The sequence below is a fragment of the Acidithiobacillus ferriphilus genome (assembly GCF_028215975.1).
In the GTDB taxonomy this organism is placed as follows: Bacteria; Pseudomonadota; Gammaproteobacteria; order Acidithiobacillales; family Acidithiobacillaceae; genus Acidithiobacillus; species Acidithiobacillus ferriphilus.
This window is the reverse complement of record NZ_CP116458.1, coordinates 823976-844684: the sequence shown is the minus strand read 5'-3', so window position 1 is coordinate 844684 and position 20709 is coordinate 823976. Positions and strand designations below refer to the sequence as shown.

The window sequence follows — 20709 nt, the reverse complement described above, 5'->3', positions numbered from 1 at the left end:
GGAGCGGCAGGCCTAGTGCATGGTGCTGCGCGCCGGCGCGCCGAGACGTTGATCCAGCGCCTGGTTGGCCAACTCGTAGAGTGCGTTGAATTTTTCCAGGAGCTCCTGATAACGGCTCATCATCTCCGTCTCCCCGGCCAGCACCGGGTGATCGTCCAGAGAGCGTGCCAGCATATCGCGGGCCATACTCAGACGTTCCACCACCTCAAAATAGGCCCAGCCGTCTGGCGGCTGGGCGCTGGCCGCCGCGATCTCCTGTTGGCAGTACCAGATCAGCGCCGCCCGCGTCACCGCCTGCGCCGCCGTCGTCTCTTCTGCCTCGGTCAACTGCCATTCGTGGCTGACCGGCTCTTGCCAGTCCATATAGACGTGCCAGCGCTGGCCGTTCTCATCCACCACGAACTCCAGACGCACTCCCACGCCCTGATCGCCAAGCCGAGCAATCAGACGCTCCGCTTCGTCCCAATCTCCCGCATAGTCGGGCAGCACACCGCCGGGCACTGCACCCATGACCAAGCGCTCCACTGTCTCGATAAATTCCTCGTCAAGAGGTGCTGTGCGCGCGTATTCCAAGGCATCGTTGCTACTCAAAGAACAGACCATCCACCGGACTGCTGGCACTGGCGTAAAGTTTGCGCGTCATGCGCCCGGCGCGGAAGGCTTTCCGCCCCGCTTCCACGCCCAGGCGCATGGCTTCCGCCATGAGAACGGGGTCCTTGGCCGCAGCAATGGCTGTATTCAAAAGAACGCCATCACAACCCAGCTCCAGGGCCACCGCCACATCAGAGGCGGTACCCACCCCCGCGTCCACCAGAATCGGTACGGTCGCCTGCTCCAGAATGATGCGCAGATTGTAAGGATTGCGAATACCCAGACCGGAACCGATCGGCGCTGCCAACGGCATCACCGCCACACAGCCCATTTCCGCAAAGGCCTTACAGGCCACTGGATCATCCACGCTGTACACCATTACCTCGAAGCCTTCAGAGATAAGGATATTGGCGGCCTCATAAGTTTGCCGCATGTCCGGGTACAGCGTTTGGGGATCACCGATCACTTCCAGCTTGACCAGCTTCCAGTCACCCAGTTCCCGGGCCAAACGGCAGGTGCGCACCGCGTCCTCTGCCGTATAGCAACCCGCCGTGTTCGGTAGAATGGTAAAGCGGTCTGTCGGCAAGAACTCCAGCAGATTGGGTTCGTCTTTATTTTGCCCCAGATTCACCCGGCGCAGTGCCACCGTCACGATCTCCGCACCGGCCGCATCTATGGCTGCCCGCGTCTCGGCAAAATCCTTATATTTCCCCGTACCCACCAGCAGGCGGGACTGGTACTCCCGCCCCGCAATCACCAAAGGATCTTTACGCATTGTGTTTATCTTTCACCTCAAAAAAGGGATTAGTGCGGAGATTCAGCCGCCGCCCACCGCCTGGATGATCTCCAGGCGGTCACCGGCCGCCAAAGTCACAGTGGCGTGCGTGCTGCGCGGCACAATTTCACCATTGCATTCAACGGCCACTCGACGCTCCGCCCAGCCGAGCTCCGCGAGCAACGCCCATACCGTCATCCGCTCCGGCACCTCGCGGGCCACACCATTTACCAGAATTTGCATGGTAGCGATGCTAGAACCTCACTGGGGGAGCGTCAAGCAAATGCCGTTCTTGCACTCCGGACACATCAATCCGCAAGGCAAACAATTCAGCCGGCGCAACCCAGTTTCCGGGCGTGATGCCGCAAATGGTCGGCCATAAAGGTCTGAATAAACCAGTAGGAGTGATCATAGCCCGGTTGCCGCCGCAAACGGAGTTGTTGTCCGGAAACCTCTGCTGCCGCCTGCAAAGCCTCAGGTTTCAGTTGCGTAGTCAGAAAAGGATCCGCGTCGCCCTGATCCACCAGTATCTCTCCAGGATAGGGGTGTTTACGCATCAGCATGCTGGCATCCCATTCCCGCCATTGCTCGCGGTCAGGCCCCAGATAATTCCCGAAAGCCTTTTCCCCCCAGGGCACCGCACCGGGGTTGCAGATCGGCGCAAATGCCGATACCGAGTGCCAGTATTCCGGGTTGCGCAACGCCAGCACCAGCGCTCCATGACCGCCCATGGAGTGCCCGAAAATACCACGGCGTTCAGCAGATGCAGGGAAATGTTCTTCAATGAAAGTTGGCAGCTCATGGTCCACATAACGGGCCATGCGGTAATTCCGGGTCCAGGGCAGCATTCTTGCGTTGAGATAAAACCCCGCCCCCACGCCGAAGTCCCAATGGTCGGAATCACCGGGGATGTTCAGTCCGCGGGGACTGGTATCACAGGCGACCAGCATCAGCCCCAGTTCGGCGGCCAGACGCTGTGCGCCAGCCTTTATCATGAACGTCTCTTCGGTACAGGTTAACCCCGCCAGATAATACAGGGCTGGGACCTGGGCGCCATCCAACGCCTGGGGCGGCTGATACACCGCGAAATTCATGGGTACCCCCGTGGCGCTGGACGCATGAATGTAATAACCCATGCGTCCAGCAAAACAGCTATGCTCCTCCCGCGTTTCTAACAGGGCCATCACGCCACCCCACGACAAATAGACTGCAGATACGTCAACTGCTCGACGTAGTCGCCGTAACGCATGTCGTCGTCGCGCAGGACGTTACAGTGGTTCCAGCGTTTTTGGACGATGCTGGCGATGTTCATGGTTTCTCCGGTCTAGTGGTCGTCATCTTTGAGCTCAGGCACGAGCGCAACGCCCAGGGCGAGAGCCGCCTCGTGGAGCCGCTTATCCAGCGTCGCAAGTCGCAGTTTCCGCCGCAAAGCCAGTTCCAGATAGGCGGCATCGTAAATCGTCAAACGGTGTTCCTCGGCAATACCCAGAGTAGCGGACCACGCTGCGGCATCCGTCTGATGATCTATCGTCTCCGGTAGCAGGCGCAGGTCGGGCACCAGTTCGCGCAATTCCAGCATGGTGATACGACCGCGCCGCGCGGCAGCCAGCAGCGCATTGCACACCTCCAACGCCCAATGCGCGGGAACGCAAATGCCCTCCCCCAGCAATCGCTCCCGCACCCGGTTGGCAGATTCGGCATCCTCATCCCGAAGATACCAAGCCAGGGTCATGGAGGCGTCGGCGACAAAAGACATCAGTATTTGCGTCCCGCGTCGATCAACTCGCGCAACGAAACACCGCCCAAGTCATGACCGGCCTGGAACGCCTTCATGCGCGCCACAGCGGCTTGCCTTTCCTCCAGCCCTTGACCCACGGGCGGGCGCAACTCAGCGACCGCCTGCCCATGTTTGGTGATAGTGAAACATTCCCCTTTGCGCACCCGCTCCAAAATCTCGGACAAATGCGTCTTCGCCTCATAGGCGCCAATCTCGGACATATCCGACACCCCTTCTTTCAACCAGCCTTAGACCAGTTTAATTGCGTATCGTTGGCGCCGTCAATATCATAAAACTCCGCGTACTCGAAGTCGTCGCGGCTCGATGCCGGGGTTGGATCATGTGAAGTTGGCGTTGACGCACTTGGGGGAAAAAGCACGCGTTCGTTATCCACTCTTTCCCTATCGCGCACTGCGCCGACGCGCTACAGTATAATCTGGATCTTGAGACATCAAAAACGCATGGAAGGTGAGGATCACCATGACTATTGGCCTGGCCCTTGGCAGTGGCGCCGCCCGCGGGTGGGCACATATAGGGGTGATAAGCGCGCTGAATGAGCATGGAATCGTACCGGATATCGTTTGTGGCACATCCATAGGCGCCCTGGTCGGTGCTTCCTATGTTTCCAATAATCTTGAGAAACTGGAAGAATGGGTGCGCTCACTGACAAAGCTTGAAATCGCCAAATTTTTTGCCTTCAACATGTCACTGAACGGTTTTGTCAACAAAGAACGGTTGCATTATTTTCTCAAAAAATATGTGGCTGATGATGCCTCGACAATAGAAGATATCGTTGCGAAAAAATATGCCTCGGTAGCAACCGATTTGCAAACCGGCAGCGAGATCTGGCTGATGACGGGTTCAATCCTGGAGGCCGTATTTGCGTCCATGTCCCTGCCCGGCCTTTTTCCGGCGGTAAAAAACGATGGTAAATGGCTTATAGATGGCGGAGTGGTGAACCCCGTTCCTGTATCTGTCTGCCGCGCACTTGGCGCCGATGTTGTTATCGCAGTAACATTGAACGACGATATCATCGGCAAGCGCCCTCAAAATAACCTGACCATAGAAACACAGGATGTCGGCGTTACCGGAAAAATATCAGACTTGGTCACGGCGTATACCGCCTCGGTATTTCCGGCGACAGGCGATAAGGAACAAGCGCCCAGCCTGTTTGAGGCCATCGCCGGTTCGGTCAATATTATGCAGGACAGGATCACCCGGAGTCGCATGGCCGGAGATCCTCCAGATATCCTGCTTTCTCCAAAACTGTCTCATATTGGCTTACTGGAATTTTATCGTGCCGGCGAAGCCATAACGGAGGGGGAGAAATGCGTGCAGAGAATGTTGCCGGAAATACAACATATACTGGGTATGCCTTAACGAGCGCGCGCGGACTATTCCGCGTTGCGAATCCAGCCCCCACCCAGCAGACGCTCACCCTGGTAACAGACGGCGGCCTGACCGGGGGTAACGGCGCGTTGCGGCTCGGGAAAGCGGAGTTCGGCCCGGGCATCGGGGAGCAGGTGCAGTATGGCCGGCTCGGCGCGGGAGCGGTAACGCAATTTTACGGTCACGGCATGGCTTTCGCCGGGCGACAAATCCACCAGCCAGTTGCACTCATCCAGACTGGCCGCACGGCGGTAGAGTTCATCCTCGCCGCCGACAATCACCCGGTTCTGCGCAGGGTCCAGCGCGAGGACATAGCGCGGCTGACCACCGCCACCGCCCAGGCCTCGCCGTTGGCCGACGGTAAAGTGCAAGGTACCCGGGTGATGGCCGATAAGCTGCCCGCGGCTGTCGACCATCTCCCCTTCCTGCGCCATGTCCAATCCGGCGTAATCCTCCAGAAAGCGGCGGTAGTCGCCGTCCGGTACAAAGCAAATGTCCTGAGAATCCTGCTTGGCGGCCACGGGCAGGCCGTGCTTGCGGGCCATGGCGCGCACCTCGTCCTTGTTCATGCCACCCACTGGAAAGCGCAGGCGGGGCAAAAGCGTCGCGCCGATGGCGAAAAGAAAATAGGATTGATCTTTGGCATCGTCGCGACCACGCAGCAGGGCGGCACCCGAGGGAGTTTCCGCCAAACGCGCGTAATGGCCTGTCGCCAGCACCGAGGCGCCCAGCTTCTCGCCTTCCGTCAACAGGGCATCAAATTTGAGAAATTGGTTGCAACGTGCGCAGGGGTTGGGTGTACGCCCGGCCTGATATTCGGCGACAAACACATCGACCACCTGACGCCGGAAGGCTGCACGGTAATCCAGCACCGTGTAGGGAATATCCAGACGGGCACAGACATCGGCGGCGTCTTCGATATCTTTTTCATCGCAGCAGCGGCTTTTCGGCCACAGGCGCATAGTCACGCCGGTGAGTTCGTAGCCCTGCTCCCGCATAAGAACGGCCGCAACAGCGGAATCGACGCCGCCGGAGAGCGCAATAAGGGCTTTTAAATCCGCCATAGCGCCACCTGACTCAGTCCTTCTCCGCCAGCCAGGCCATCTGGATGGCTTCGAGGATGCCCTCGCTGGACTTTTCTGCTTCGTCTTCAAAATCGGGGAGTTCTAATATCCAACGATGCAGATCGGTGAAACGCAGATGGGCCACATCGGCGTCCGGGTGGGCTTCATCCAGGGCAAGGGCCAGTTCCATGGTGTCGATCCAGCGCATCAGTGCCGCTCCTTTTCCAGATTGATGGTATATTTGGGGATTTCGATGACCAGTTCGGTATCGGTCACCTTCGCTTGGCAACTGAGGCGGGAGGTGGGCTCCAGACCCCAAGCCTTATCGAGGAGATCCTCTTCCTTCTCTTCCGCCGCTTCCAGACTATCGAAGCCCGCACGCAAAACCACATGGCACGTTGTGCATGCGCAGGACATTTCGCAGGCATGTTCAATATGAACATGGTTGCGCAGAGCTGCGGCAATGATGGTTTCCCCTGCTTCAGCCTCGAACTCCGCCCCTTCGGGACAGCTTTCCGGGTTAGGGAGGACGCGTATTTTAGTCATTCAATCTCCCAGATCGTCAATGGAACGGCCAGCGATACCACGGCGCAAGGCGTTATCCATACGCCGCTGTACTAGCGGTCCGGCGGCCGCCTCGACGGCTTCGGCAGCGGCTGTGATGGCATCCGCATCATTGCCGGACAAGGCAACAGCCAGCGCCGCATTGGCCTTGTCCACAGCCACGCGCTCTGTCGGCTCCAGCAGGTCCGCATCAGCAGCCAGCGCGGTCGCAAGGGCTTCACGCACGCGCGCGCCGTCCACTTTGGCCTCTGACAGGCGTCGCTTGACGACATCTTCTGCGCCATGTCTGAAAGAATCCTGCAACATGTTGGCGATTTCTTCATCATTCAGACCGTAAGACGGCTTGACGACGACTTCAGCGTGCACACCAGTACTCGCTTCTTCCGCGCTCACCGCCAACAGGCCATCGGCATCCACCTGAAAAGTGACGCGAATCCTTGCCGCACCGGCAACCATGGAAGGGATACCGCGCAGACTGAAGCGCGCCAGCGAACGGCAGTCCTGCACCAGATCGCGCTCACCCTGCAAGACGTGAATACTCATGGCCGTCTGACCATCCTTGAAGGTGGTGAACTCCTGCGCCCGCGCCACCGGTATAGGGGTGTTGCGGGGAATGATTTTTTCCACCAGCCCGCCCATGGTCTCCAGACCGAGGGACAAAGGTAACACGTCCATCAACAGCAGATCTTCGCGCTGGTTGCCCACCAGGGCATCCGCCTGAATGGCGGCACCCAGTGCCACCACCTGGTCGGGATCTATGTCCGTCAGCGGCATCTGATGAAAGAACTCCTCCACCAACGCGCGCACGGCGGGAACACGGGTGGCGCCCCCGACCAATACTACGCCGTCAATCTCATCCAGCTTCAAAGCGGCGTCCCGCAGCGCCCGCCGACAGGCCGGGAGGGTACGCTGGATAACGGGCAGAATCAGTGACTCCAACTGGCGGCGCGTCAGTTTCACCGTGAGCGCCGCGCGACCAGGCGGCGGCGGCAGCGCAACCATTGTTTCGTCAGCGCTGCTCAGCGCCTCTTTGGCGGAGCGCGCCTGCTGGAGGACCTGTCGCCGCCGGAGTGGGTCGGCGGTGTCACCTCCCCCCTCCTGCAGCAGCCATTCGGCCAGCGCATGATCCATGTCATCGCCGCCAAGAGCGGAGTCACCGGCAGTCGCGAGCACCTCAAAAACCCCCGCCTGCAGGCGCAATATGGAGATGTCGAAGGTTCCGCCGCCCAGATCGTAAATGGCAAAAACGCCTTCGCTGCCTTTGTCCAGCCCGTAGGCAACTGCGGCAGCCGTTGGCTCCGCCAGCAGGCGCAATACATTCAGTCCTGCCAGACGGGCGGCATCTTTAGTCGCCTGACGCTGGGCTTCGTCAAAATAAGCGGGCACCGTAATCACCGCGCCCTCCGGCTCGCCACCGAGGGTTTCCACTGCCCGTTCCTTGAGCACGCGCAATATTTCAGCAGACACTTCCACAGGTGACTTTTCACCGGCTATCGTGCGCAGGCGCACCATGCCTTCTCCAGAAACAAGGTCGTAAGGCAGGTGTCCGGCGAGGGTCTGCACATCGCGGTGACCACGTCCCATAAAACGCTTCACCGAAGCAATGGTATTGTGCGGATCCCGCCCGGCCGCGGCGACCGCCGGATAGCCGACACTGACCTCACCGCCACCGAGATAGCGCACCACCGAGGGCAGCAGATATTTACCCTCATGATCGCGCATAACGGTGGGCACCGCGGATAATACGGTGGCCACCAGTGAGTGGGTGGTCCCCAGGTCAATGCCAATCGCCAGCCGCCGTTGATGAGGATCAGCCGCTACGCCAGGTTCTGCAATTTGCATTAACGCCATGCCCTACCACCTTGATCTATATGTAGAAGCAGACTCAATTTAAAGCTGCTTGCCGGTTTAGGGTCGAGCAGTTCTGCCACTCAGACATTCTGTAACGACTCTTCGCTGCGGTCTATTTCGCCGATGAGTTTATCGAGAAATTGCAGTTCGCGCACCGCTGATCCCGCGGCTTCCAATTCTGTGCAAGGCAAGATGGCCAGCAACTCTTTGAGACGCTGCACCACCTTGGTCACGGCCTTATCCACTTCCTGACGCAAAGCCTCCATGCCAGGCAAATCCCTTGCCGCCATAATGTTTTCCAGGCGTTCACGATAGATCATTTGCGTCATCAGCAACTCAGGATCAGCCACCTTCACCTGCTCGCCCAGCGCATCCACACCCTGACATCGCAACAGATAATCCGCGCGCTTGAGTGGGTCCCGCAATGTGGCCAAAGCCTCGTTGAGGCGAGTACTCCATTCCAGGGAATAACGTCTTGCCGTCGGTTCCGCATGGGCGAAGCGATCGGGATGCAGGCCTTTTTGCAACGCAAACACCTGTGTACGCAGTGTCTGCATATCCAGATCATAAATTTCTGACAAGCCTGCCACCGTGAAAAGCGACAGATCAGCACGAAAAGGCTGCACGGCCCCGCAGGAAGCACAAAGTGCGGGGGGAGCGACCAGCTCTGCCCCGCACTGAAAGCAGGAATCCGCCATCAGGTCGTGAAGCTCTCGCCACAGCCACAGGCATCTTTCACGTTGGGATTATTAAAACGGAATCCCTCGTTCAGGCCTTCACGGGTAAAATCCAGTTCGGTGCCATCCAGATAAATGAGGCTTTTGGGATCCACAAAAAGACTCACATCATCATGGGAAAACACCAGATCCTCCGGGTTGGGGACGTCCACAAACTCCATGACATAGGACAGGCCGGAGCAGCCACTGGTTTTAACACCGACGCGAATACCCAGACCCTTGCCACGCTTGGCAATACTTTTGCGCACCTGCTGAGTCGCACTTTCCGATAAGGTCAGAGCCATGACGCTATCCTAGTGTGCCGCCTGGGCACTGGCCATTTCCGCAGCTGCGACCACTTGCGCGCTCCCCTGCTTGTTGCGGTAATCCTCGATCGCCGCTTTGATGGCGTCTTCGGCCAGCACGGAGCAGTGAATCTTGACCGGAGGCAGTTCCAACTCTTCGGCAATCTGACTGTTCCTGATGGTCATGGCTTCGTCGAGGGTTTTGCCCTTGACCCACTCCGTCACCAGAGAACTGGACGCGATGGCCGAACCGCAACCGTAGGTTTTAAACTTGGCATCTTCAATAATGCCCTGCCCGTTCACCTTGATCTGCAAACGCATCACATCGCCGCAGGCCGGCGCACCCACCATGCCGGTACCGACTCCGCTGTCGTCCTTGTCCATCGCCCCTACATTGCGGGGATTTTCATAATGATCAATCACTTTTTCACTGTATGCCATGACTATTCTCCTTTTGTAAGCGCCTCAATGCGCAGCCCACTGAATGCTATTGAGATCAATACCTTCCTGATGCATCTCCCAGAGGGGAGACAACTCCCGTAACTTGTCCACCTTCGCGGCGATGAGCCCAATGGCAGTGTCGATTTCCTCTTCCGTCGTGTAACGACCGATGCCGAAGCGAATGGAGCTGTGCGCCAATTCATCGGACTTACCCAACGCACGGAGCACATAAGAGGGCTCCAGACTGGCCGAGGTACAAGCCGACCCGCTGGATACGGCAATTTCCTTCAATGCCATGATCAGCGACTCGCCCTCCACAAAGGCAAAACTGATATTGAGGTTGTGCGGCACCCGATGTTCCATATTGCCATTAATATAAGTTTCTTCCACCCGTTCCTGAATACCCTTGAGCAACCGGTCGCGCAACTGGCGGATACGTTTGGCATCGCTCTCCATCGATTGTACGGCCAGTTCGGCTGCCGCACCCATGCCGACAATCTGGTGGGTAGGCAAAGTCCCGGAACGCATGCCGCGCTCGTGGCCACCACCATGCACCTGTGCCTCGACCCGCACCCGGGGCTTGCGCCGCACATAGAGAGCACCGATGCCCTTGGGACCATAAATCTTATGCCCCGACAGGCTCATCATGTCTGCCTGGATGGCTTCCACATCGACCGGAATCTTGCCCAGGGCCTGTACGGCATCCACATGGAACAATACCTTGTGCGCGCGCAGCATCTTGCCGATCGCTTCCATGGGCTGGATGACGCCGATTTCGTTGTTCACATACAGCACGGAGGCAATGATGGTATCCGGACGAATCGCCGCCGCAAAAGCCTGAAGGTCGACCAGACCATCTTCCTGCACCTCCAGATAAGTGATTTCAAAACCTTCACGCTCCAACTGGCGGCAGGTGTCCAGAGTCGCCTTGTGCTCCGTACGCAAGGTGATGAGATGTTTGCCTTTAGCGGAATAGAAATGCGCCGCGCCCTTGAGAGCCAGATTGGTTGCTTCCGTCGCGCCAGAAGTCCAAACAATTTCACGGGGATCGGCATGAATGGCATCGGCCACCTGCTGGCGCGCCTTTTCCACCGCTTTTTCCGCCGTCCAGCCGTAGGGATGGGAACGGCTGGCCGCATTACCGAAATCATGGGTCAGAAAAGGCAGCATCTGTTCCAGAACCAGCGGATCCACCGGCGTCGTCGCCTGATAATCCAGATAAATGGGACGATCCGGATTGATCAGCAAGGACTGCTCGCTGTTCAGTTCAATGATCTTGGGTTGATTCATTTCTTGCACCTCACGGTCTCAAGCGGTTTTATGCGTCGAATGCACAGATGTTTTGTCCATCATTCGAATCGGTACAAGCTGTGCCGATTCCTTATTCAGTTGCTGCTCCACCAGTTGTCCGAGGGTGATCCCAGCGAGAAATTGAGCAATACGGCCTCCCAACTCCTCCCACAGGTCATGGGTAAGGCACTGCTGCCCATCCCCTTTGCAACACTGCTGCGGGTCACCCCCACATTGGGTCGTGCTGATCGACTCATTGACCGCCTCGACAATATGCGTCAGCGGGATCTCCGAATCCGGCATGGCCAACCGATAACCACCGCCCGGCCCACGTACGCTTTCCACCAGGCCATAACGACGCAAGCGTCCAAAGAGTTGCTCCAAATAGGCCACAGAGATCTGCTGACGCTGCGCGATATCGGCTACCGTCACCACACCACCGCGCTGATTGAGCGCTAGATCCAGCATGGCGGTCACTGCGTAACGCCCTTTCGTCGTCAGTTTCATATTCGGTGCTCCTTTGCACGACATCCTACTATCTGTACTAAATTAGTCAAGTATTACCCGCCCGCGTTTCTTTCTTTTCTGGAATATCATTCTCCAGCCTGCAGACGACTTCCTCCACGGGCATCATCGCCTCTTGCGGTTGCAAACGCTGCACACCCTCCCGCAGTTGCGCAATCTCCGCATCCTGGCGATGCATGTGTTCCAGCATACACTCCACGGCCCGCGCCACCGGGTCCGGCATCGGCCCGGTCAAACCGTAGGCTTCGAAGTTATCCGTATGCTCACCCTTACTAACGACCCGCCCAGGGATACCCACCACCGTAGCCCCCTTTGGCACCGATTTAACGACCACCGCGTTCGAGCCAATCCGCGCATTATCCCCGACCGTAATAGGCCCCAGCACCTTTGCGCCGGCGCCGACAATGACACCATGCCCCAAGGTCGGATGGCGCTTGCCCGGTTGCCAGGAAGTACCACCCAGGGTCACACCGTGATAGAGGGTGCAATCATCACCGATTTCCGCCGTTTCACCGATTACGACCCCCATACCATGGTCAATAAAGAAGCGTTCACCGATCTGCGCTCCCGGATGAATCTCAATACCGGTCCAGAATCGGGAAAAAGCCGCCAGGCTGCGGGCCAGAAGACGCCAACGGCGGCACCAGAGGCCATGGGCCACGCGATGCAGGAACAGGGCATGGACGCCGGGATAGGTAAGCAACACTTCCAGACGGGTTCGCGCCGCCGGATCGCGCGCAAAGACTGCGTCGAGGTCACCCCGCCAGTGCCCACCCATCGTTAACACCTCCCACCTTAACCCGAGCCATCACCCAGCCCCGCATTAAAGACTATCCTGATCCTTTCTGTCTACTTTAGCAGCCCAGCGCTCGATTTCGGTGAGGATGCCGCGCAAAATATTCACCTCGTTCCGACTGGGTCCGGCACGATCAAAAAGACGACGCAGGCGACGCATCATGCGGGTTGCGCGCAAATCCTGAAGAAAACCGCTGCGGCGCAGCACATGCTGCAGGTGTCCGTAAAAGCCTTCCATATCCTCGACAGGGGCGGGCTGCTCCTCCGGCGGCGCTGCCGGTTGTGGCGAGCTCGTCAGAGCGGCGATATGGAGCTCATAGGCCAACACCTGCACCGCCTGCCCCAGATTCAGGGAATGATATTCTTCCGCCGTCGGGATATGCACCAGCACTTGACAACGATCCAATTCGGCATTCGTCAGGCCCGTCCGTTCCCGACCGAAGAGCAAGGCACAGTCCCCATTGCCCAGATCAGTTAAAATTTCCCCCGCGGCCTCCCGCGCGTTGCTGCTGGGCCATTGGATACGACGATCTCGGGCGCTGGTGCCATAGACTTTGTGGCAACCCTGCAAGGCCGTATCCAGATCGGCGCAGACCCGGGCAGTATCCAGAACATCTTCGGCCCCGGAAGCAAGGGCCGTGGCCTCTGGATCGGGGAAGAAACGCGGATTGATCAGCACCAGGTGGCGCAACCCCATCACCTTCATCGCTCGTGCCGCCGCGCCGATATTGCCGGGATGACTGGGTTCAACGAGGACGATACGCAAACCTTGCAAAGACGTCCCGATCACGTCCGCCGCCCGCGTCCGTGCGGCCATCGCCATTCTCCTTTATACTGATTCAACTTCGACTCCTCCTCGCACAAGGTTCCCATGCAGCATCCTATTCTCGTTACCGCCATTCGCGCGGCCCGCAAAGCTGGCGATATCATCAACCGCAGCTTCGACCGGGTCAATGAAATCAGCATCACCACTAAGGCGCACAATGACTTTGTCACTGACGTTGATCAACGCGCCGAGGCCGCCATCGTTGAAATCGTGCGTCGCGCCTATCCCGATCATGGGATTCTCGCCGAGGAAGGGGGGCGCATCTCCGATAAAGACTTCGAGTGGATCATCGATCCACTGGACGGCACCACCAACTTCATCCACGGCATGCCGCAGATCTGCGTCTCCATTGCCGTCCGCCACTTCGACCGTCTTGAGCACGCCGTCATCTACAACCCGGTGCATAACGAACTATTTACCGCCAGCCGCGGCAGTGGTGCCCACCTCAATGATCGCCGCCTGCGCATTGCCCAACGCAAGGATCTGGACGGTGCCCTGCTCGGCACCGGTTTCCCCTTCCGCGACTTTACTTACCTGGACACCTATCTCGCCACCTTCAAGGCTTTGATGTTGAAGACAGCGGGGATTCGCCGACCCGGTTCGGCGGCCCTGGACCTCGCCTATGTCGCGGCCGGACGTTATGACGGCTTCTGGGAATTCAATCTCAAGCCCTGGGACATCGCTGCCGGTGTGCTACTGGTGCAGGAGGCCGGCGGCGTCGCCACCGACTTCAGGGGTGATCAGGGCTATCTCCAAAACGGCAACATCGTCGCCGGTAATTTGCGGGTTCACGCCCAGATGCTGCACATCATCAGTCAGGAGATTAACAAAGCGGCTTCCTGATCCGGGTTGCCCGGCATTTGGACGCGAAAGTCCCGTACTCCTGGTCATCCCCCAAGGGCCTCCCTGATACGCTCCAGAAACAGCGCCGATGCCTCATCGATCATAGTCAGGTTGGGTTTTTTCGCGGCCATATCGACAGAAATAGCCGCCATCGCCTCCTGATAGCGAAAATATGCTTGCGCTATGGGGGTTATGCCTAAACCCAAACTGGCAACATGGCTGCTTACCGGGCTAACGGCGGCAATCTCTGCAAGAATGGCTGCGGGGATCATCGGAACCTGCATCAGAAGCGTTTTCATGGTGTCGCTGAAGCGTAAATGACAGGCGTATAGTCCGAGCAGTGATTTCGGTCCACGATAGGGAGCCGGGGTGTACGCCCGGAGCCAGGACAGCATTTCCGCGGCAAGCATGGGGCGCGCGATGGCGTACCCCTGCGCCTGTGATACACCGAGGGCACTCAGGGCATCCAGGATTTCCGGTGTTTCCGCACCCTCCGCCACGAAACCCACCCCCAAGCCCTGAGCGAGGCCCAGGAGGCTATGCACAAAATGCAGATTGTCCGGCCGTCGCGCCAACTCCCGCACGAAACTTTGGTCCAGTTTGATCTTGTCGATTGGTAGCTCCTTGAGCCGCAGCAGGGAGGAGTAGGCACTACCAACGTCGTCGAGGGCGAGACGCACGCCGGTCGCCTTTATTTCCAGGAGCCTTTGTCGAGCGCTGGCGATAGATAAAAAATCGCCATTCTCCAGTACCTCCAGGGTGATGCGTCCGGGATCGATCCCGGCCGGCCCGATGATTTCCGTCAGGCAATGCAAGCAGGCGTCATGGGTGAGGAGTTCCGGTTCCACATTGACGGATACGCTGAGTGGAAATCCCGCTGCTTCCCAGGTGGCCACATCCTGAACCGCTTGAGCGAGGACTGCCCGGGTAAGGGCGCGGCGCTCGTCTACCGAAAGAAACGATAGAAAACGGGCAGGAGCGAGGATTTCACCGGCGCCGTCCAGCAAGCGCACCAACGCCTCCATACCTACCACTTGACCATTTTCGAGATCAATGACGGGTTGGTAATGGACGCGCAAGCCTCCCGCAGCAAATAGGGTGCTCATGCTTCGCCGAAGGGCGGTCACGTCCTTGTCCGTATTGGCGTGATAATAGGTCCAGAATCGCTCCCGATTTCTCTTTGCTTCCTTGATGGTGTAGAGGGCTTGGTCCGCATGACGTAGCAGCTGATCAGGATCGCCGTCGTCGAAAGGGTAGAAGGTCAGCCCCAGACTCCCCCCCACGATCACACTGTCCCCGCCGGGAAGCGTAAAAGGTGCCTCGATGGCCTCCTGGATCCGGGCGAGGACCGACTCCAGGTCATCCATGTTTTTCAGGTCTTCGAAGACGAGGACGAATTCGTCACCGCCGAGGCGGGCCACGAAATCGGTCTGCCGCAGCGCTCTCTGGAGACGATCAGCAAAGGTGGTCAGCAGGACGTCGCCAGCGGCATGACCGTATTGGTCATTGATGGGTTTGAAGTTGTCAAGGTCCAACATGCCTATCGCCATTATCCGTTCATGACGAAGGGTGCGCGCCATGGCGTCCAGCAGTCGCGGAGATAGGACAGCGCGGTTGGGCAGCCCGGTCAGGGGATCGTGGTCGGCGAGCCAAGCCTGTTGGCCATGAACAGCGTCGAGGCGCGCCCGAAGATCGATCTCATCGAGGCCGTGGCTGAGGAGGCGGGCGATCCGCGCCAACAACCCCAGTATCGCCTCGTCAAAAACCCCGGTGCGATCGGTAATGACAACGAGGATGCCCCAGATCATCCCTTGTCGATAGATTGGAATAGCCGCGGAAGCACGCCAGCGGTGCCGTAGAAATAGATCGTTCAACGACGCCAGGGAAGGATCCGCCAGATAATCATTGCTAAAGTGCAGGCGTCCGCTCCGCCAGGCCCGGGCGGCAAGGCTCTGACCCTCCGGGGTGTCCGCCACGCTCAGATGGATGGAGTCGAAGGCTTGGGCACCGCGCCCCGCCGTAACGAGACATTTTATAACGCCTTCTTCATTGGGATGGCCGACCCAGGCCGCGCTGAAGAGATCGCTGATGGCAAGACGTCGACAGGTTTCCCTGAAAAGGTCCCGCTCGTTGCGCGCGCGCAGAAGGATATCCCCCTCGGCCATGAGTGCGTGATACAGGGTGTTGAGCCGCTCCAGGGTCTCCCGATGGACGGTCTCTTCCGCAATCAGATGCAAGCGTTCCAACGCGAGCCCCAGGACCACGGCGAGATGCGCGAGAATCATCTGCTGATCGGGGTGTCCAAAAAAGCCCCGCTCCCGACTCAGCAGCGCAAGGACGCTCCGGCTCCGTCCGCTGGAGTCGACCATGGGGATGGCGGCGTTGGAATTCCAGCCAAAAGGCCGGGCCTGCTCCTGCCACGGCCGCATGGAAGCGTCGCTGCCCCAGTCCGGTGTGACCTGCACCTTCTCGGTCCGCCATGCGCGCCCAGCCGGTCCCTGGCCTTGGGGCGTATCGTCGATGCTGACTGTGATGGTCGAGAGATACTCGGCCATACCTGCTCCGGCGGTCGCCATAATAACCATCTTGCCAGCGCTGTCCGGATACCCGAACCAGGCGCCGTCGACACCGTCTTCCCGAATGAGGAAATCCATGATCTGTTGGATCATCGCTGCTTCGGAATCCGCGCCGACCATCAAGTGGTCCAGGTGCAGGAGTAGGTTTCGAACATCACCGGAGCCCTCGGCATAGCCTTCAAGCTGCCAGGCCAGATCCTGCAACAGACGCGCCACCAGCAAAGAGCGCAGAAGGTGACGATCTCTCGCGGCAATTTCCGGCTGCTCTATTTGTGCCAGAAGATGGCGCCAGTACAAGGCGTAGCTGTCGGCCACCCAGGACGGCAGCACACCATGACGATAGTGGGTCCGGCCTGCCAAATGGGCGTCCGCGCGCCAGGATGCCTCCATTTCCGGGCTCAGGAGTAAACGCAGATGGCGTGCCTGCGCCGTGCGCAGGTGTTGGTAACGTTCCGGGGAAAGCCGGTTCAATACCTGCGCACGCTCGGGAATAGCCTCCAGCGTCCGATAAAAGGCCACAATGAAGGCTTCGACCCCTGCCGATAGAAACTCATAATAGCTGGCAAGAAGATCGACGGAAGGGATTGGATATTCGGTGGATGACAAAATTCACCTCGGTTACTTCGCACAGGACGACGGCTCGGTTCGTTACGGACTGAGCGGGAGCAACTCCTGGAAAGTCAGTCGGATGGCATCATGGCTGAGAGCTGCAATCATGGCAGTTTCCCCGATACTTTGGCCTATGAGAAATCACCTGCACGTCCACAATATATCACTCCCTTTTATTGTGTACATGCACTTATCCCAGAATTCCGCGCTCGCTATCGGAGAGGGGCGCGCCATGCGGTACAGAGCGGCATAAGCACAGGTGCGGATATCTGAGAAAGCCGTCCCAATCGAAAATAATCAAGGGGCAAAATCATCCGGCGGACGGCTGACGCAACCGCGTTAGAATGCTTTGCAGATCAGCCGGCAGCGGGGCCTCGATGCGCATGGGTCGGCCATCCTGCGGGTGACGGAAGGCCACCAGGGCCGCATGCAAAAAAAGTCGCCGCAGACCCAAAGCACGCAGACGCTGGTTGAAAACCGCATCGCCGTATTTCTCATCGCCTGCCACCGCATGCCCAATCGCTTGCAGGTGAACCCGAATCTGGTGCGTACGCCCGGTATCGAGATCAGCCTGCAGCAGCACCGCGCCGGGGAAATGTTCCAGTGGCAGAAAACGCGTATGTGCGGCCTTACCCTCCACCAGGTCCACCCGCACCATGCGCTCGCCGGACTGCAGGGTGTTCTTGCGCAGGGCCAGACGCACGGCACGCGCCTTCCCCTGCCAGTCACCCGCCGCCAGCGCCAGATAGCGCTTCTCCATGAGGCCTTCCCGCAGGGCTTCATGGAGCGCACGCAGCGCCGAGCGCTTTTTACTCAGTATCAGACAGCCGGAGGTGTCGCGGTCCAGGCGGTGTACCAGCTCCAGTTCACGGGCATCAGGCCGCAACTGGCGCAGCGCTTCGATGATGCCCCAACTCAGACCAGAACCACCATGCACGGCCAGCCCGCTGGGTTTGTCCAACACCAGCAGATGAGTATCTTCATAAAGGACAGCGGCTTCCAACTGGCTGCGCAGGTAGCCCGGCAGCAGGGCAGGATCGCCAGGCTCCGCCACCCGCACCGGCGGCAAACGCAGTACGTCCCCCTCAGCCAGATGGTAGTACGGTCGCGCTCGTCCCTTATTCACCCGCACTTCACCGCTGCGCAGGATTTTGTAGATGTGGGAACGCGGCACGCCTTTCATCACCCGCAAGAGAAAGTTATCCAGCCTTTGCCCCGCTTCCGCATCACTTACCAGCCATTGCCGCACCACATTTTCTGCCATGTTTACCCTGTCTCTGCGCTTTTAATTTGCGATTCTATTCTTTTATAGCTTATATTTCGACTTGGAGTGCTGCGCTTTTCGGAGCGCAACCCCAATTTCAGCAGCGCCGGGCAACCCCCGCCGGTCCCAATTACAAACGCTGCGCTCCCTGACGGGTCCCTCCGGGCTTGCGGGTTGAGCGCCGGAGAAAGAAGAACTTATGAAACGGATGTTGATTAACGCTACCCACGCAGAGGAGTTGCGGGTGGCTTTGGTAGATGGTCAAAAACTCCTTGATCTGGACATTGAACGCACTTACCGGGAACAGAAAAAAAGCAATATATACAAGGGTAGAATTACCCGTGTGGAGCCCAGCCTCGAAGCCGCCTTCGTCGATTACGGCGCCGAGCGGCACGGTTTTCTGCCCCTCAAGGAAATCGCCCGGGAATACTTCCTGCAACAGGAACAGGGCCGCAAACGCATTCAGGATCTGGTGCGGGAAGGTCAGGAAATCATCGTTCAGGTGGACAAGGAAGAGCGCTCCAGCAAAGGTGCGGCACTCACCACCTTCGTCAGTCTGGCCGGACGCTATCTGGTGTTGATGCCGAATAACCCCCGTGCCGGTGGCGTCTCCCGGCGCATCGAAGGCGAGGACCGCACCCAGATCCGCCAGCACCTGCAACTCCTGGACATCCCCGAAAACATGGGCGTCATCGCCCGCACCGCGGGGATTGGTCAGGAACTGGAGGCCTTGCAGCGCGATCTGGAGTATCTCAAACAGATCTGGCAAGCCATCCTCGATACAGCGGCACCGCGTGCCGCCCCCTTCCTGATTTATCAAGAAGGTAACGTCGTGGTACGCGCCCTGCGCGATCACTTCTCCGAAGATTTCGGGGAGGTGCTGATCGACGAGGAGGGAGCCTACCACGCCGCGGTACAATTCATGGGCTCCATGATGCCAAAAATGGTGCATCGCCTGAAGTATTACGACAATGACGTACCCCTCTTCTCCCGCTATCAAATTGAGCAGCAGATTGAATCCGCTTTCAGTCGCGAAGTGCGCCTGGAGTCAGGGGGCGCCATCGTCATCGACCATACCGAGGCGCTGGTGGCCGTGGATGTAAACTCGGGCCGCGCAACCAAGGGCCAGGATATCGCGGAGACCGCCTTCCAGACCAATCTGGAAGCTGCCGAGGAGATCGCCCGGCAGATTCGCCTGCGCGATCTGGGTGGGCTCATCGTGGTCGACTTCATCGACATGGAATCCCCCAAGCACCAACGCGAAGTGGAGAGCAAGCTCAAGGACGCCCTCAAGCTGGACCGGGCCCGGGTACAGTTGGGGCGCATTTCCCGCTTTGGTCTCATGGAAATGTCCCGACAACGTCTCGGCGCCAGCCTGGAAGAAGCTTCCTCCGAACCCTGCCCACGCTGTAACGGTACCGGTCAGATACGGGGCTGCGAAGCCACCAGTATGCACGTCCTGCGCCTGCTGTATGAGGAGTGCATGAAAGCCGGTGCCGCAGAGATAGAGTGTCGGGTGCCGGTGGATGTGGCCGTGTATCTGCTCAACGAGAAACGCCGCCCGATTCTGGAACTGGAAGCAAAGACCGATACCCGCATCCTGATCATTCCCTCGCCGGACATGGTCACGCCCCATTATCAGATTCAGCGGACGCGTGTGGAAGGCGACAGCAGTCGAGCGGCGCCAGTCGCCGGCAGCGACAACAGCACTCTGCCTGCACGCCCCAGCCGTCCGACGAACGAATCAGCGGCACTGAGCCCATTAACCGCGCCGCCGCCGCCCACGGTGTTGCCACCACTGCGCACACCACCGGCACCCAGCGGCCCGAAGGCGAAAGCGCCCGCCAAGATCGCTCCGCCGGAAGAGGGTATTCTGGCCCGCCTGGTGCGGGCACTGGTATCCCGCTATGTGCCGGTTGACGCAGCGACTTTCCTGGCGGAGACCGGTGGCGCTGAACCGCCGACGAGCACGGAGCAGGCCAACGAGATGGGCACCGGCACCCAGGAAACCAACAGCGAAGATCGCAACAGTCGGCGGCGGCGGCGTGGTGGACGCCGCGCGCGCGCCCGGCGCTCCACTCAGGGCGGGGAAAATACCGAGGGCACCTACACGACAGAGGGCCTCCAGGATACGGATCAGCTGGCGGGCCCAGCGGATGACGCCCATGTTCCGGAAGAGCTCGTCTATCCCGGCACGGTACCTGCCGCCGCCGACTGGCATCAGATGCTGGTTCCCGCCACGGCGCCGATTCCGGTCGCCGCTGCGACCATCGAAAGAGATTCGGTAGAAGAACACCCTCACCCCACCGGGCAGCCAACGGCAGCGAAGGCCGTGCCTGAAACCGTTCAGGAATCCGTCAACGCGGCCATTCCGGAAGAATCCATACTGCCCGCGGTGCAACAGGGACCCGTATCGGTTGCCGTTCCCAGCGAAGGTGGTGAGCAACAGTCTTTCCCACTGGACGAAGACTGAGGAGCCTAACTTAAGTGCCCGGGTTGAACGAGTGG

The 20709-nt window shown here is 59.0% G+C and carries 23 protein-coding genes; 3 read left to right on the top strand and 20 right to left on the bottom strand.

Annotation, left to right across the window (positions count from 1 at the left end; genetic code table 11):
- Positions 1-12: 12 nt before the first annotated feature.
- The 7 genes from PJU76_RS04130 to PJU76_RS04100 form a co-directional block, all read right to left on the bottom strand.
- Positions 13-591 carry a hypothetical protein gene (locus tag PJU76_RS04130; protein ID WP_226825472.1) on the bottom strand — a complete coding sequence of 193 codons (579 nt, stop codon included), beginning with the start codon at positions 589-591 and terminating at the stop codon, positions 13-15.
- Positions 584-1366, bottom strand: coding sequence for a thiazole synthase (locus PJU76_RS04125; protein WP_215861081.1), 783 nt, complete (start codon positions 1364-1366; stop codon positions 584-586). Before PJU76_RS04125 ends, PJU76_RS04130 begins: the two co-directional genes overlap by 8 nt.
- Before the next feature lie 42 nt (positions 1367-1408).
- On the bottom strand, positions 1409-1609 hold the full coding sequence (gene thiS / locus PJU76_RS04120; protein WP_271780599.1) for a sulfur carrier protein ThiS: 201 nt from the start codon (positions 1607-1609) through the stop codon (positions 1409-1411).
- Positions 1610-1695: 86 nt separating this feature from the next.
- Positions 1696-2550 (bottom strand): S-formylglutathione hydrolase, encoded by an 855-nt coding sequence (gene fghA, locus PJU76_RS04115; protein WP_271780598.1) that lies wholly within the window; start codon positions 2548-2550, stop codon positions 1696-1698.
- Positions 2550-2678, bottom strand: coding sequence for a DNA methyltransferase family protein (locus PJU76_RS04110; RefSeq protein WP_271780597.1), 129 nt, complete (start codon positions 2676-2678; stop codon positions 2550-2552). Before PJU76_RS04110 ends, fghA begins: the two co-directional genes overlap by 1 nt.
- Positions 2679-2690: 12 nt before the next feature.
- Positions 2691-3122 carry a type II toxin-antitoxin system VapC family toxin gene (locus tag PJU76_RS04105; protein WP_064218794.1) on the bottom strand — a complete coding sequence of 144 codons (432 nt, stop codon included), beginning with the start codon at positions 3120-3122 and terminating at the stop codon, positions 2691-2693.
- The gene (locus PJU76_RS04100) at positions 3122-3364 is read right to left on the bottom strand and encodes a type II toxin-antitoxin system Phd/YefM family antitoxin (RefSeq protein ID WP_271780596.1); all 243 of its coding nucleotides are present in this window, start codon (positions 3362-3364) and stop codon (positions 3122-3124) included. Before PJU76_RS04100 ends, PJU76_RS04105 begins: the two co-directional genes overlap by 1 nt.
- 259 nt (positions 3365-3623) lie before the next feature.
- Between PJU76_RS04100 and PJU76_RS04095 the strand changes: the two genes are divergently transcribed.
- A complete protein-coding gene (locus PJU76_RS04095) occupies positions 3624-4523 on the top strand; it encodes a patatin-like phospholipase family protein (RefSeq protein WP_271780595.1) in 900 nt (299 codons plus the stop codon).
- Positions 4524-4537: 14 nt separating this feature from the next.
- Here the strand turns inward: PJU76_RS04095 and mnmA are convergent, their stop codons facing one another.
- The 11 genes from mnmA to PJU76_RS04040 all read right to left on the bottom strand — a co-directional run bounded on the left by mnmA (position 4538) and on the right by PJU76_RS04040 (position 12900).
- On the bottom strand, positions 4538-5596 hold the full coding sequence (gene mnmA, locus PJU76_RS04090) for a tRNA 2-thiouridine(34) synthase MnmA (RefSeq protein WP_271780594.1): 1059 nt from the start codon (positions 5594-5596) through the stop codon (positions 4538-4540).
- Positions 5597-5609: 13 nt separating this feature from the next.
- Positions 5610-5804, bottom strand: coding sequence for a Fe-S cluster assembly protein IscX (gene iscX, locus PJU76_RS04085; RefSeq protein WP_271780593.1), 195 nt, complete (start codon positions 5802-5804; stop codon positions 5610-5612).
- Complete coding sequence (fdx, locus tag PJU76_RS04080; RefSeq protein ID WP_064218790.1) at positions 5804-6142, bottom strand: ISC system 2Fe-2S type ferredoxin; 339 nt, start codon at positions 6140-6142, stop codon at positions 5804-5806. The genes iscX and fdx overlap by 1 nt, the downstream gene beginning before the upstream one ends.
- Positions 6143-8011, bottom strand: a complete 1869-nt coding sequence (gene hscA / locus PJU76_RS04075) for a Fe-S protein assembly chaperone HscA (protein ID WP_271780592.1) — start codon at positions 8009-8011, stop codon at positions 6143-6145.
- Positions 8012-8091: 80 nt separating this feature from the next.
- The gene (hscB, locus tag PJU76_RS04070; RefSeq protein ID WP_271780591.1) at positions 8092-8709 is read right to left on the bottom strand and encodes a Fe-S protein assembly co-chaperone HscB; all 618 of its coding nucleotides are present in this window, start codon (positions 8707-8709) and stop codon (positions 8092-8094) included.
- The gene (gene iscA / locus PJU76_RS04065) at positions 8709-9032 is read right to left on the bottom strand and encodes an iron-sulfur cluster assembly protein IscA (protein WP_271780590.1); all 324 of its coding nucleotides are present in this window, start codon (positions 9030-9032) and stop codon (positions 8709-8711) included. The genes hscB and iscA overlap by 1 nt, the downstream gene beginning before the upstream one ends.
- Before the next feature lie 9 nt (positions 9033-9041).
- Positions 9042-9473: a Fe-S cluster assembly scaffold IscU gene (gene iscU / locus PJU76_RS04060; protein WP_271780589.1), complete on the bottom strand. Its 432-nt coding sequence runs from the start codon at positions 9471-9473 to the stop codon at positions 9042-9044.
- Between the two features lie 24 nt (positions 9474-9497).
- On the bottom strand, positions 9498-10763 hold the full coding sequence (locus PJU76_RS04055; RefSeq protein WP_271780588.1) for an IscS subfamily cysteine desulfurase: 1266 nt from the start codon (positions 10761-10763) through the stop codon (positions 9498-9500).
- 18 nt (positions 10764-10781) lie between these two features.
- Positions 10782-11270, bottom strand: a complete 489-nt coding sequence (locus PJU76_RS04050; RefSeq protein WP_271780587.1) for an Rrf2 family transcriptional regulator — start codon at positions 11268-11270, stop codon at positions 10782-10784.
- Between the two features lie 46 nt (positions 11271-11316).
- Positions 11317-12066: a serine O-acetyltransferase gene (gene cysE / locus PJU76_RS04045; protein ID WP_271780586.1), complete on the bottom strand. Its 750-nt coding sequence runs from the start codon at positions 12064-12066 to the stop codon at positions 11317-11319.
- Between the two features lie 45 nt (positions 12067-12111).
- Complete coding sequence (locus tag PJU76_RS04040) at positions 12112-12900, bottom strand: RNA methyltransferase (protein ID WP_271780585.1); 789 nt, start codon at positions 12898-12900, stop codon at positions 12112-12114.
- Positions 12901-12954: 54 nt separating this feature from the next.
- Here PJU76_RS04040 and PJU76_RS04035 point away from each other — a divergent pair, with 54 nt between their 5' ends.
- Positions 12955-13752 (top strand): inositol monophosphatase family protein, encoded by a 798-nt coding sequence (locus tag PJU76_RS04035; protein ID WP_271780584.1) that lies wholly within the window; start codon positions 12955-12957, stop codon positions 13750-13752.
- Positions 13753-13796: 44 nt separating this feature from the next.
- On the opposite strand, the gene PJU76_RS04030 is transcribed toward PJU76_RS04035, so the two are convergent.
- Entirely contained in the window at positions 13797-16934 is a 3138-nt protein-coding gene (locus PJU76_RS04030; protein ID WP_271780583.1) for an EAL domain-containing protein, read from the bottom strand.
- A 313-nt stretch (positions 16935-17247) separates the two neighbouring features.
- Positions 17248-18201 carry a 23S rRNA pseudouridine(955/2504/2580) synthase RluC gene (rluC, locus tag PJU76_RS04025; protein WP_271780582.1) on the bottom strand — a complete coding sequence of 318 codons (954 nt, stop codon included), beginning with the start codon at positions 18199-18201 and terminating at the stop codon, positions 17248-17250.
- 199 nt (positions 18202-18400) lie between these two features.
- Between rluC and PJU76_RS04020 the strand changes: the two genes are divergently transcribed.
- Positions 18401-20674: an Rne/Rng family ribonuclease gene (locus tag PJU76_RS04020; protein ID WP_271780581.1), complete on the top strand. Its 2274-nt coding sequence runs from the start codon at positions 18401-18403 to the stop codon at positions 20672-20674.
- Positions 20675-20709 lie beyond the last annotated feature (35 nt).